Below are 11,829 nucleotides of genomic sequence, written 5' to 3'. Positions count from 1 at the left end.
GCGATATCGGGCGGGTCAAAAACCAGCAACAATATGTATAGAAATTCGATATTGATCGTCAGTATTTGAAAATAACGAAACAATCTGTGTCGAAAAATCGACAGTTACTTTGGTCGTAACAAGGTGACGTCGATATGACGTTGACCGTATTTCGGTGTGATCGCTACCTCTCCCCAACCCGGCGACATCGCCTGGCGTTCTACTTGTTGTTGGATCGCGCGACGTCCCGCTGAGGCGACGCGCGCCTGGAGGGCTCGATCTTGAAAATCAACCTGTTGCGGGAGCGCCTGCTGGCCTCCTCGATGATCTGCGGCGCGGCTGTCGCGGCCCTGGCGGCGACGCCCGCCCTGGCCCAGCAGGCCGAGGTCCAGGAAATCGTCGTCACCGGGTCTCGCATCCCGACGCCGAACCTGACCAGCGTCAGCCCGGTGGTCGCCATCACCGCGGCCGACATCAAGGCCCAGGGCGTGACCCGGGTCGAAGACATGATCAATTCGCTGCCCCAGGCCTTCGCGGCCCAGGGCGCGTCGATCTCCAACGGCTCCAACGGCACGGCCACGGTGAACCTGCGCGGCCTGGGCGCCTCGCGCACCCTGGTGCTGATCGATGGTCGCCGCGTCGGGCCGGGCAATCCGTCCTCGGCCACCAGCCCCGCCGTGGACCTGAACTTCATCCCCTCGGCCCTGGTGGAGCGGGTCGACGTGCTGACCGGCGGCGCCTCGGCCGTGTACGGCGCCGACGCCGTGGCCGGCGTGGTCAACTTCATCATGAAGAAGGACTTCGAGGGCGTGAAGATCGACGCCCAGTGGTCGACCTATCAGCACAGCCAGCACAACGACAGCATCGCCGCGATCGTCGCCGCCAAGGCCGCGTCCTCCAGCCAGCCCGGCCAGTTCGCCCTGCCCAAGGACGACGTCACGGACGGCCAGGGCGAGGACATCACCCTGACCATCGGGATGAACAGCGCCGACGGCAAAGGCAATGTCACCGCCTACGCCTCCTATCGGAAGATCGAGGCGATCCTGCAGGGCAATCGCGACTTCTCGGCCTGCACCCTGAACTCGGGCGCGACCTTCTCCTGCGGCGGCTCCGGCACCGCCTATCCGGCCCGGGTCGGCAGTTACATGGTCGACGGCTCGACCTTCCGCGCCCGCACCTCGAACGACGTCTACAACTACGGGCCCAGCAACTATTACCAGCGCCCCGATGAGCGCTACAGCCTGGGGGCCTTCGCCCACTACCAGATCAATGACAAGGTCGAGGCCTATGGCCAGCTGATGTTCATGGACGACCGCTCGGTCGCCCAGATCGCGCCGGGCGGCATCTTCGCCGGCACCTTCACCATCAACTGCGACAACGCCTTCATGACCGCGGCCCAGCAGACCCAGCTCTGCGGCGCCAACGCCGGCTCCTCGACCGCCACCTGGACCGGCACGGTCGCCCGCCGCAACATCGAGGGCGGCGGCCGCCAGTCGGAATTCCGCCACCAGTCCTACCGCTATGTCACCGGCGTGCGCGGCGACCTGGCGCCCAACTGGAACTACGACGCCTATCTGGAATACAGCTCCACCACCTACAACTCGGCCCAGACCGGCTACTTCCAGACCTCGCGCATCAAGAACGCCCTAATCGCGCGCAAGAATTCCTCAGGCCAGATCGTCTGCCAGTCGGTGATCGACGGCTCCGACAGCTCCTGCGTGCCCTACAACATCTTCCAGGAAGGGCAGGTCACCGCGGCCATGCTCGGCTATCTGGAGGTGCCCAGCTATTCGACCGCCAACTCCACCGAGCGGGTGGCCTCGGCCTCGCTGGGCGGCGACCTGACGCCCTACGGGATCAAGACCCCCTGGGCCAAGGACGGCCTCGGCGTCGCGCTGGGGACTGAATATCGCGAGGAACACCTGGACTATAAGTCCGACTTCGTCGCCACCGCCGGCCTGCTGAACGGGGCGGGCGGCGCCTCGCCGGCGATCGACGCGGGCTTCGAGGTCTATGAGCTCTATGGCGAAGTCCGCGTGCCGCTGGTGCAGGACAAGCCCTTCATCAAGGATCTGAAGGCCGAGCTCGGCTACCGCTTCTCGGACTATTCCTACGGCGTCTCGACCAACGCCTACAAGGCTGGCGGCGACTGGACGCCCTTCGACGGCCTGCGCCTGCGCGCCGGCTATCAGCGCTCGGTCCGCGCGCCGAACCTGGTCGAGCTCTACGGCCCGCAGAACGTGGTCCTCGACGGCACCACCGACCCCTGCGCGGGCTTGAGCGCCTCCAGCTCCCTGGTCGCCACCTGCGCCAAGGCCTTCAACCTGACCACCGCCCAGGTACTGGCCATCGAGAAGAACCCGGCCTCGCAATATAACGGCCTGACCGGCGGCAACCCGGACCTGCAGCCGGAAACGTCGGACACCTACACCCTGGGCTTCGTGGCCACGCCCAACCAGATTCCGGGCCTGAACGTCTCGGTCGACTGGTTCGACATCAAGGTCGCCGACTACATCTCCAACATCGGCGCCAACACCATCCTCAGCAACTGCCTCAGCACGCTCAGCAGCTACTACTGCAGCCTGGTGCACCGCGACTCCTCGGGCTCGCTGTTCCTGTCTTCGGGCGGCTATGTCACCGACACCACCCTGAACACCGGCTCGCTGCACACCCGCGGCGTCGACCTGGCCGCCAACTACCGCACCGGCCTGGAGACATTCGGCCTGGACGGCGCGGGCTCCGTCGCCGTCAGCTTCACCGGCACCTGGCTCGACAAGCTCGAGACCCAGTCCCTGCCGGGTGGCCCCACGGTCGACTGCGCCGGCCTCTATGGCGCGATCTGCTCCAGCCTGGGCGGCTCCACGACGCCGAACCCCAAGTGGCGGCACAAGTTCCGGGTGGAATGGAAGACCCCGTTCCCGATGGATTTGGCGCTCGCGGCCCAGTGGCGCTACATCGGCGGCGTCGACCTCGACGTCACCTCCAAGCAGGCGGCGCTCAACAACAGCTCGGCGGTCTACGCCACCGACGCCAAGCTCGGCGACCGCAGCTATCTCGACCTGACGGCGACCTTCAATGTGAACAAGGACTACACCTTCCGGGTCGGCGTGAACAACGTGCTCGACAAGGATCCGCCGCTGGTCGGCTCGTCCAACTGCCCGACCGGCTCGTGCAACGGCAACACCTACGCCCAGATGTACGACACCTTGGGCCGCTACATCTTCGTGGGGGTGAGCGCCGGCTTCTGATCGGCCGGTAACGCTCGGAGAGACGGGGAGGCGGCGGAGCGATCCGCCGCCTCCTTTGTCATGGGCCCCCGTGTGAACGCCTTGTGACGCCACTGTTGCCGCTTCGTGGCGCGGTAAGGCGCAGGCGAAATCAAACCGCCCCGGCTTCGCGTCAGGAATGGGATGCAGGCTGATTGGAGTGAAACATGAGCGGGGCTTTGCGCCATTCCGGAGACGTCGCTGACCCAGGCCCGCGGATCGTGTTTCTGGATCGCGATGAGGCGCTGCGCGACCGCATGGCGGGGGTCTTCCGCGACCAGGGCTTCGACGCGCGGACCGCCGGCGACGGGATCGAACTCGACAAGCTGCTGGAGACGCCGGCGCCGACCCTGATCGTCCTGGACCAGTTCCTGGTCGGGGAGGGCGGCCTGTCGATCTGCCGCCGGCTCAGCCATCTCGACCAGACCCTGGGCGTGCTGTTCCTGTCGAGCCAGGGCGACGAGACCGACCGCATCATCGCCCTCGAGCTGGGCGCCGACGACTATATCCTCAAGCCCTGCAGCCCCCGCGAACTGCTGGCCCGGGTCCGGGCGGTCCTGCGCCGCCGTCCCCTGGCCGCCCAGGCGCCCGCGCCGCCGCGGGCCAGGACCTGGGTGCTCAACGGCGTCTGCAATTCCATCCGCACCCCCGGCGGCGTCGATGTGCGCCTGTCCGGCGCCGAGCTCGCCCTCCTGGGGGTGATGGCCGAACAGCCCATGACCCTGCTCTCGCGGGAGGACCTGCTGGACCTCACCCGCGGACCCAATTCCGGGCTCGATCCCCGCGGGTCGACATCATGGTCAGCCGCCTGCGCCGTAAGGTCCGCCGCGTCGAGCCGCAGGAGGAGCTGATCCGCACCGTGCGCGGCGGCGGCTATGTCCTGACCGGCGAGATCGTCCCGGCCGTCCGCCAGGTGGTCGCCGCCGCGCCGCGCATCGCCCCCCGCCGCGCGGGCCTGGTCGCCTTCGCCTAGTCCAGCGTCCGGCGATAGCGCGCCATGGCGATGGCGGTGACCACGCAGACGAATGCCGACAGCGCCACCAGCTCGCGCCACATGTCGCCGAGCCCTTGGCCCTTCAGAAGCGCGCCGCGCACCACCCGCAGGAAGTGGGTCACCGGGATCACCTCGCCGATCGCCTGGGCCCAGCCTGGCATCCCGCGGAACGGGAACATGAAGCCCGAGAGCAGGATCGAGGGCAGGATATAGAAGACGCTCATCTGCATGGCCTGCAGCTGCGACTGCGCGACGGTCGAGATCAGGAAGCCCAGCGCCAGCGAGCCCACGATGAACAGGGCCACGCCCAAGGCCAGTCCCGTCCAGCCGCCCAGCATCGGCACATTGAACAACAACCTGGCGATCACCAGGATGATCACCGTCTGGATCAGGCCCACCAGCACGTAGGGGGCGAGCTTGCCGACCATCACCTCGATCGGCTCGACCGGCGTCGCCAGCAGGCTCTCCATGGTGCCGCGCTCGGCCTCGCGGGTCACCGACAGCGAGGTCATCATCACCAGCGTCATCGACAGGATCACGCCGAGCAGGCCCGGCACGATATTGTAGGCCGTGACGGCTTCCGGATTGTAGCGCCGGTGGACGACCACCTCGAACGGCGCCTTGGCCTGCCGCGCGCTGAGCGCCCCGGTCAGGTCGCGGGCGAGGGCCTGGTTCGGCAGGGACGCGAGCGCCGCGACGGCGCCGCCGGTGGCGGAAGGGTCGGTGGCGTCGGCCTCCACCAGGATCTGGGGCGTGTCGCCCCGCGCCACCCGTCGGGTGAAGTCGCCGGGAATGGTGATGGCGAACTGCACGTCGCCGCGACGGATCATCTCGTCCAGCTCGGCCGGCGTGCGGGCCTGGGCGGCGAACTCGAAATAAAGGCTGTTCTTCAGGGCGGCGACCACCGAGCGGGCGAACACCGTATCCTCCTGGATCAGCACGGCGGTCGGCAGGTGGCGCGGCTCGGAATTGATCGCATAGCCGAACAGCAGGAGCTGGATGATCGGCAAGGCCAGCATCATGGCGTAGGTCAGCCGGTCGCGGGTGAGCTGCTTGAACTCCTTGATCAGCACCGCGCCGATCCGGGTGGGCGAAAAGCCGCTCATCGGAAATTGTCCTGCGACTGGTCCATCAGCCGGATGAACACGTCCTCCAGGGTGGGCTCGACCTCGGTCCAGCGGAACGGCGCCTGGCGATAGGGGGCGATCGCCGCCTCCAGGGCCGCGCGGTCGGTTCCGGAGACGTGCAGGGTAGCCCCGAACGGCGCGACCATCTCGACCCCAGGCGCCGCCGCCAGGGCCTTGGCCAGCCGCTCCACGCCCTCGCCTTCGCCGTTGAAGGTCACGAGATGCGAGCCGGCGATCACCTCGGCCGCCGTGCCGCGCGCGATCAGCTCGCCATAGGCGATATAGGCGATCTCGTGACAGCGCTCGGCCTCGTCCATGTAGTGGGTGGAGACCAGCACGGTCAGGCCCTCGGCCGACAGGGCGTGGATCTCGTCCCAGAAGGTGCGGCGCGCCTTGGGATCGACCCCGGCGGTGGGCTCGTCGAGGAGCAGCAGGCGCGGCTCGTGCAGGGTGGCGGTGGCCAGCGCCATGCGCTGCTTCCAGCCCCCCGACAGGGTGCCCGCCAGCTGGTTGCGCCGCTCGGTCAGGCCCAGCCGCTCCAGGGCCTGGTCGACCCGGGCCTTGCGCCGGTCGAGCTCGTGGACCCGGGCGGAGAACATCAGGTTCTCGGCGATGGTCAGGTCCTCATAGAGCGAGAACTTCTGGGTCATGTAGCCGGTGGCGAGCTTGATCTGGTGGGCGTCCTTGATGACGTCCAGGCCCAGGCAGGTCCCCGACCCGCTGTCCGGGGTCAGCAGGCCGCAGAGCATCCGCAAGGTCGTGGTCTTGCCTGAGCCGTTCGGCCCCAGGAAGCCGCAGATCCGGCCCTCGGGCACCTGGATGTCGACATCCTTGACCACCCGCTTGTCGCCGAAGGTCTTGTTGAGGCCGTGGACGTCTATGGCCAGCCCGCCGGGCAGGGGGGCGTGGGCGCTCACCGCCCGGCCCCCAGGGGAACCACGTCCACCGGCTGGCCGGGATTGAGCAGGACGCTGGGCCTGGCCTCCACCAGATAGACCAGCCGGTCGCGGGCCTCGCGGCTATAGATCACCGGCGGGGTGAATTCGGGTCTCGGGCTCACATAGGTGATCTGGGCCGTCAGCCCGGCCGCGCAGCCGTCGCAGGAGAACCGCACCGTCCTGCCTGGCCCGTAGGCCGAGACCTCCCTCTCCGGCACGAAGAAGCGCAGCTTGATCCGGTCGTCGGGCAGGAGCGCCAGGATCGGCTGGTTGGCGGTCGCCCATTCGCCGGCCTGGAAGAACACGTCCTCGACCCGCGCGGCCGAGGGTGCGACAGGGGCGATGTCGCCCATCCGCGCCTGGGCGGCGGCGAGGCCGGCCTCAGCCTGAACCACCCGGCTGTCGGCGGCGCGGATCTGGTCCTGGCGGGCGCCCAGGGCCGCGGCCTCTCGCTGCCGCCGCGCGGCTGTGACCTGGGCCTGGGCGGCGTCGAAACTGGCCTTGGCGTCGTCCAGCCGCGCCGGGGCGTAGATGCCCTGGCGGACCAGGGGCCGCACCCGGTTCAGCACGGCCTCGGCGTCGCGGGCGCGGGCCTCGGCGGCGGCGATATTGGCGTCATAGACCGCCAGCTCCACCGGGCGCTGGCCCTGGCGGGCGTCGGCGGCCTGGGCCTGGGCCGTGGCCACCTCTGCGGCCGCCTGGCCCCGCGCCGCGCCGACCTGGGCGGGGTCGATGGCGAACAGAGCCTGGCCGGCGTTCACCCGGTCGCCCCGCTGGACCTTCAGGCTCGCCACCGCGCCCGAGACCGGCGAGGCGAGATAGAGCGCCTCGCCCTCCACATAGCCCGACAGCACCCGCGCCGGGGTGAGCCGGGGTACCAGCACGACGGCGGCGATCAGGGCGAGCGCAAGGGCCAGCAGGATAACGGTCAGCAGGCGCTGTCTCATGGCCGGGCTCCGGGATCGGTGAGCATGCCGGCCAGCACGGTCTCCACATGCTGGCGGGCGAGGGCGGGAATGTCGAAGGGCTCGGCGCCCACGGGGGCGAAGGTCTCGTTGAACACCAGGCCGAGCAGCAGGCCGGAGGCCAGCGACACCGCATAGGCGCGGGGATCGCCGGGTCGGATCTCCCCGCGCGCCTGGGCCTGGGCGATCGCGCCGGAGAAGATGCCGATCACCGGCCCGACCAGCTGGTCGTGCCAGACCCGCGCGAGCTCGGGGAAGTTCCGCGCCTCGCCGATCACCATCTTGGCGATGGCGGCGATCGGCGCCCGCTCGGCCAGCTGGGGCAGGAAGGCGGCCAGGGTGCGGGCCAGGTCGGCGAAGGCGGCCGTATTCGCCGCGGCGGCCTGAATGATCATCAGATTGGGGGCCAGGCTCTGCTCCACCACCGCGCGGAACAGGTCCTCCTTGGTGGCGAAGTAGAGATAGAGCGCGCCCTTCGAGACCCCGGCCCGGGCGGCGATCTCATCCAGCCGCGCGGCGGCGAACCCCTTGGCGGCGAAGACGGTGAGCGCCGCGCGCACGATCTCGTCAGGGCGGTCGGCCTTGCGGCGTCGGAACTTGGGTTCGCCGAGCGGAAGCATGGCGAAATAAATAACTGACCAGTCAGTTATTAGCAAGCATTCGCGCGATTGACGCAGTCGCTTGCGACCTTAGCTTGAGCGTCGCCTTCTGGGGCGAAGGGGAGAGCTGCTGATGAGCCTGATGTTCGGAGACCTGGAGGGCGCCGAGCCCACCCGCGAGGAGGCCCTGACCCGCATCGGGATCGGCTTCGCGCAAGGGCTGCTGCTCTATGGCCTCACCGAGTGGGGCAAGCATCTCGGCGACCAGCGCGGACTGAACGCCCTGTTCGGCGCCCTGATCCTCACCGCGGTCCTGATCCCCGTCGCCGCCCAGGGCGCGATCAACCGGATGAAGCAGCTCACCCTGACCCGCTGGCTGGTCGGCGCGGGCCTGACCTTGGCCTTCCTCGGCGCCTACGGATCCTGGTGCGCCGAGAAGATCGGCTCCGACCATGTGCCGTCGGGCCTGCTGTTCCTGGCCTCGGCCGTGGGCCTGTTCATCGCCCACCAGCTGATCGCCGCCGCCCAGCTCGGCCGCCGCTGGTTCGCCGACTATCACCGCTATTTCGACGGCGCCTGGAAGGACGGGGTGCGCCTGGTCCTGGCGGTGCTGTTCGTCGCCGCCCTGTGGATCCTGCTGGCGCTGGGCGCGGCCCTGTTCAAGCTGATCGGCATCCGACTGATCGGCGACATTATAGACAAGCCCTGGTTCGCCTTCCCGGCCACCACCACCTTCTTCGCCATCGCCATCCACATCACCGATGTCCGCGCCGGCCTGGTGCGCGGCATCCGCACGGTGGCGCTCACCCTGCTGTCCTGGCTGTCGCCGGTGATGGCCCTGATCGGCGCGGGCTTCCTCGCCGCCCTGCCGTTCACGGGCCTCGCCCCCCTCTGGGCCACCAAGAGCGCTGCCGGCATCCTGCTCAGCGCCGCGGCCGCCCTGATCGTCCTCACCAACGCCGCCTATCAGGAGGGCGAGGAGAACGCCTATCCGCCGCTCGCCCTGAAATGGACCGCGCGGCTGACCGCCCTGCTGATCCTGCCGCTGGTGGTCATCGCCGCCTATGGGGTGGTGCTGCGCATCGGCCAGTACGGCCTGACGCCGGAGCGCATCCTGGCGGCCGCCTGCGTGCTGGTCGGGCTCTGCTACGGCGGCGGCTACGCCTTCGCGGCCTGCTGGCCCAAGAGCTGGATGACGCCGCTGGAGCGCACCAATATCGCCACCGCCCATGTGGTGATCGCCGTGCTGCTGGCCCTCTTCAGCCCCATCGCCGATCCGTCCCGCCTGTCGGTCGGCGACCAGGTCCATCGCCTGGACGCCGGCAAGGTGACGCCCGACAAGTTCGACTACCGCTTCCTGCGCTTCGACGCCGGCCGCTACGGCGCCGACGCCCTGGGCAAGCTCGCCGCCCGCAAGGGCTCGGCCCGCGACCTCGACATCGCGACACGGGCCAGGGCGGCCCAAAAGGTCGAGAGCCGCTATGACGCCCCGCCCGTCGCCCAACCGGATCGCAGCGCCGCCATGAAGGTCGTGGGCGGCGGCGAACTCCCGGTGAGCTTCCTGACCAGGCCTGGGCCAACGGCCTTGACCCCTTTGTCGGCTGCCAAGGGGAGGGCGTCGTCTGTCAGGCGGTGGTGCGCGATCTGAACGGCGACGGCGTCGCCGAGATCGCCCTGTTCCGAAGCGGATCCGCGGGAGACGTGTTCAGCTTCGCCGCCGGGCGTTGGGGCCGGGTGGGCCAGCTCTACGGCCCCAGCTGCGGCGCCGTTGACGATCTGGCCGCCGGCCGGATTGCGGTCGCGCCGCCCGAGGCCTCCTGGCAGGATCTGATGATCGGCCGCAACCGGTTGCGGGTGGCCCCGAGCACGGACTGCTCGGCCAAGCCAGGCGGCGGCGCCGACGTGACCGGCGTCGCCCTGATCAAGCCGGTCCCGCCGCCGAAGCCCGCGCCGGCCAAGAAATGATCGGGCCCCTGTCGGGGCGGCCGGCGCCGATCCGTCCTCGGGACAGATCGCCCGGCCGTCCTGGCCGGATCCTCTGAGCAAAGGCCAAAGCCATGCCGCCCATCACCCCCTTCCTGTGGTTCGACACCCAGGCCGAAGAGGCCATGACGCTCTACGTCTCCCTCTTCCCCAACTCCCGCATCACCAAGGCGGTCCGCTATGACGAGAACGGTCCGGGACCGGCGGGAACCGTCATGACCATGGAAGCCGAGCTGAACGGCGTCACCTTCGTCGCCCTCAATGGCGGGCCCTACTTCAAGTTCACGGAGGCCGTCTCCTTCGTGATCAATTGCGAGGACCAGGCCGAGATCGACCGCTACTGGACTGGGCTCACCGCCGACGGCGGTCAGGAAAGCCAGTGCGGCTGGCTCAAGGACCGCTTCGGCCTCTCCTGGCAGGTCGTGCCGGCGAATCTGCCGGCCCTGATCGGCGGCGGAGATCCGCAGGCGGCCGGTCGCGCCCGGGCCGCCATGATGAAGATGCGAAAGCTCGACATCGCCGCGCTCGAGGCCGCCCGCGCCGGCTAGGGACGGGCCAAAAGAACGAAAGGGCGGGGGGCGTTAACGCGTCATGGTTAACGGGCGGAACAGGCGCGAAACGAATCAGGACCGAATCACTGACTCGGCCCGATTCGGGATTTGTTCCCTACAAGGGATTGTACCCAAACCGCCGTTAACCACAATCGCCATGGTCTGGCTTGGCGGCGGCGCGGGATGCGACAGATCGACTCTTTCGCCCCTCTCGCAGCCCCGCCTTGACGTCGGACGCCTGCTTCGCCTATATCGCCGCTCCCGCGCGGAACCTCGTGTCCGCCTCTAATTTCTCGCGTAGGTCTGAAAGCCATGTCGCGTCGTTGCGAACTCACCGGTGTCGGTCCCATGATCGGCCACAATGTGAGCCACTCGAATATCAAGACCAAGCGTCGGTTCCTGCCTGCGCTGGCGCCCGTGACTTTGCAGTCGGACGCTCTGGGTCAGACGTTCAAGCTGCGCATCACCAATGCGGCCCTGCGCACGCTGGACTTCAAGGGCGGCCTCGACGCCTTCCTCGTGAAGGCCGGCGACGAGCAGCTCTCGCCGCGCGCTCTGAAGATCAAGCGCCAGCTGAAGGCCAAGCTCGCCGAGACCGCCGCCGCGGCCTAAGCCCGACGACGATCGACGACACTGAAAGGGCCGCCCTCCGGGGCGGCCCTTTTGCTTTTGGGCTATTTCAGCACGCTGTCAAACAGGGCGATCAGTTCGCGCCAGTGCCGCTCGGCGGCGTCCTCGTTATAGACCGGCATGTCCTTGGGCGCGTAGCCGTGCCGGGCGCCGCGATAGATGGTGACCTCGGCGTCGACCCCGGCGGCCTTCAGGGCCTGGTCCAGACGCTCGCACTGGGCGTCGTCGAAACCCTTGTCCTCGTCGGCGCCGGCCACCAGCAGCTTGGCCTTCATCTTCGGCGCCAGCAGGTGGGGGCTGTCCGGGGCGTCGGTCGCCAGGTTGCCGCCGTGGAATGCGCCGCCGGCCGCGATTCGGTCCGGATAGGTCCCCGCCGCGCGCAGCACCATGGCGCCGCCCATGCAGTAGCCGGTCACGCCCACCTTGGCGCCCTTCACCTGCGGCTGCTTGTCCAGGAACGCCAGGAAGGCGCCGGTGTCGCTCATCGCCTTTTCGGGGCTGGTCGACGGGAACAGCTTGCCGAAGAAGGCCCGCCGATCCTCGTCGGTCTTGATATTGGCCATGACGATCGGCTCGTAAGGGCCGGCCCGCCAGAACATGTCCGGCAGCAGCACGTAATAGCCGGCGTCCGCCAGCCTCTGGCCCATCTCGAACAGGGCCGGACGGATGGCCGGGCCGTCCATGTAGAAGATCACCGCGGGCCAGGGCCCCTCGCCCGACTCGGGCGTGAAGACAAAGGCGCGGGCGTCCCCGTCGGGAGTCGGAATCGTGACGTCGGTGCGGCTCATGGGTGTCCT

General features: G+C 68.7%; 12 protein-coding genes. 7 read left to right on the top strand and 5 right to left on the bottom strand.

Annotation, left to right across the window (positions count from 1 at the left end):
• Positions 1–260: 260 nt before the first annotated feature.
• The 3 genes from MQH10_RS01415 to MQH10_RS01405 all read left to right on the top strand — a co-directional run bounded on the left by MQH10_RS01415 (position 261) and on the right by MQH10_RS01405 (position 4,218).
• The gene (locus MQH10_RS01415) at positions 261–3,227 is read left to right on the top strand and encodes a TonB-dependent receptor domain-containing protein (protein ID WP_242562286.1); all 2,967 of its coding nucleotides are present in this window, start codon (positions 261–263) and stop codon (positions 3,225–3,227) included.
• 185 nt (positions 3,228–3,412) lie between these two features.
• Positions 3,413–4,096, top strand: coding sequence for a response regulator (locus tag MQH10_RS01410; RefSeq protein ID WP_242562285.1), 684 nt, complete (start codon positions 3,413–3,415; stop codon positions 4,094–4,096).
• A complete protein-coding gene (locus MQH10_RS01405; RefSeq protein ID WP_242562284.1) occupies positions 4,042–4,218 on the top strand; it encodes a winged helix-turn-helix domain-containing protein in 177 nt (58 codons plus the stop codon). The genes MQH10_RS01410 and MQH10_RS01405 overlap by 55 nt, the downstream gene beginning before the upstream one ends.
• On the opposite strand, the gene MQH10_RS01400 is transcribed toward MQH10_RS01405, so the two are convergent.
• Genes MQH10_RS01400 through MQH10_RS01385 form a run of 4 tightly spaced genes read right to left on the bottom strand, consistent with a single transcriptional unit; the run spans position 4,215 to position 7,889 of the window.
• Entirely contained in the window at positions 4,215–5,345 is a 1,131-nt protein-coding gene (locus tag MQH10_RS01400; protein ID WP_242562283.1) for an ABC transporter permease, read from the bottom strand. The two genes, MQH10_RS01405 and MQH10_RS01400, sit on opposite strands and share 4 nt — an antisense overlap.
• Positions 5,342–6,283: an ABC transporter ATP-binding protein gene (locus tag MQH10_RS01395; RefSeq protein WP_242562282.1), complete on the bottom strand. Its 942-nt coding sequence runs from the start codon at positions 6,281–6,283 to the stop codon at positions 5,342–5,344. The genes MQH10_RS01400 and MQH10_RS01395 overlap by 4 nt, the downstream gene beginning before the upstream one ends.
• On the bottom strand, positions 6,280–7,251 hold the full coding sequence (locus tag MQH10_RS01390) for an HlyD family secretion protein (protein ID WP_242562281.1): 972 nt from the start codon (positions 7,249–7,251) through the stop codon (positions 6,280–6,282). The genes MQH10_RS01395 and MQH10_RS01390 overlap by 4 nt, the downstream gene beginning before the upstream one ends.
• A complete protein-coding gene (locus MQH10_RS01385; RefSeq protein WP_242562280.1) occupies positions 7,248–7,889 on the bottom strand; it encodes a TetR/AcrR family transcriptional regulator in 642 nt (213 codons plus the stop codon). The genes MQH10_RS01390 and MQH10_RS01385 overlap by 4 nt, the downstream gene beginning before the upstream one ends.
• Positions 7,890–8,001: 112 nt before the next feature.
• Between MQH10_RS01385 and MQH10_RS01380 the strand changes: the two genes are divergently transcribed.
• The 4 genes from MQH10_RS01380 to rpmB all read left to right on the top strand — a co-directional run bounded on the left by MQH10_RS01380 (position 8,002) and on the right by rpmB (position 11,014).
• Positions 8,002–9,516 carry a DUF4153 domain-containing protein gene (locus tag MQH10_RS01380; RefSeq protein WP_242562279.1) on the top strand — a complete coding sequence of 505 codons (1,515 nt, stop codon included), beginning with the start codon at positions 8,002–8,004 and terminating at the stop codon, positions 9,514–9,516.
• Positions 9,504–9,833 carry a hypothetical protein gene (locus tag MQH10_RS01375; protein ID WP_242562278.1) on the top strand — a complete coding sequence of 110 codons (330 nt, stop codon included), beginning with the start codon at positions 9,504–9,506 and terminating at the stop codon, positions 9,831–9,833. Before MQH10_RS01380 ends, MQH10_RS01375 begins: the two co-directional genes overlap by 13 nt.
• Positions 9,834–9,925: 92 nt before the next feature.
• Positions 9,926–10,399: a VOC family protein gene (locus tag MQH10_RS01370; RefSeq protein ID WP_242562277.1), complete on the top strand. Its 474-nt coding sequence runs from the start codon at positions 9,926–9,928 to the stop codon at positions 10,397–10,399.
• A gap of 315 nt (positions 10,400–10,714) precedes the next feature.
• Positions 10,715–11,014, top strand: a complete 300-nt coding sequence (rpmB, locus tag MQH10_RS01365; RefSeq protein WP_242562276.1) for a 50S ribosomal protein L28 — start codon at positions 10,715–10,717, stop codon at positions 11,012–11,014.
• Positions 11,015–11,076: 62 nt separating this feature from the next.
• On the opposite strand, the gene MQH10_RS01360 is transcribed toward rpmB, so the two are convergent.
• Positions 11,077–11,820 carry a dienelactone hydrolase family protein gene (locus MQH10_RS01360; RefSeq protein WP_242562275.1) on the bottom strand — a complete coding sequence of 248 codons (744 nt, stop codon included), beginning with the start codon at positions 11,818–11,820 and terminating at the stop codon, positions 11,077–11,079.
• Positions 11,821–11,829 lie beyond the last annotated feature (9 nt).

Source organism: Phenylobacterium aquaticum (genome assembly GCF_022695515.1).
Lineage (GTDB): Bacteria > Pseudomonadota > Alphaproteobacteria > Caulobacterales > Caulobacteraceae > Phenylobacterium > Phenylobacterium aquaticum.
Note: the sequence above shows the minus strand (reverse complement) of the source record. Positions and strands in the feature narration are given on the sequence as shown.

What these genes read in the sequence shown, in the direction of transcription:
- MQH10_RS01390 (WP_242562281.1), bottom strand. Translation starts at nt 7,251, where the DNA reads ATGAGACAGCGCCTGCTGACCGTTATCCTGCTGGCCCTTGCGCTCGCC.
- MQH10_RS01400 (WP_242562283.1), bottom strand. Translation starts at nt 5,345, where the DNA reads ATGAGCGGCTTTTCGCCCACCCGGATCGGCGCGGTGCTGATCAAGGAG.
- MQH10_RS01410 (WP_242562285.1), top strand. Translation starts at nt 3,413, where the DNA reads ATGAGCGGGGCTTTGCGCCATTCCGGAGACGTCGCTGACCCAGGCCCG.
- MQH10_RS01370 (WP_242562277.1), top strand. Translation starts at nt 9,926, where the DNA reads ATGCCGCCCATCACCCCCTTCCTGTGGTTCGACACCCAGGCCGAAGAG.
- MQH10_RS01405 (WP_242562284.1), top strand. Translation starts at nt 4,042, where the DNA reads ATGGTCAGCCGCCTGCGCCGTAAGGTCCGCCGCGTCGAGCCGCAGGAG.
- MQH10_RS01380 (WP_242562279.1), top strand. Translation starts at nt 8,002, where the DNA reads ATGAGCCTGATGTTCGGAGACCTGGAGGGCGCCGAGCCCACCCGCGAG.
- rpmB (WP_242562276.1), top strand. Translation starts at nt 10,715, where the DNA reads ATGTCGCGTCGTTGCGAACTCACCGGTGTCGGTCCCATGATCGGCCAC.
- MQH10_RS01360 (WP_242562275.1), bottom strand. Translation starts at nt 11,820, where the DNA reads ATGAGCCGCACCGACGTCACGATTCCGACTCCCGACGGGGACGCCCGC.
- MQH10_RS01385 (WP_242562280.1), bottom strand. Translation starts at nt 7,889, where the DNA reads ATGCTTCCGCTCGGCGAACCCAAGTTCCGACGCCGCAAGGCCGACCGC.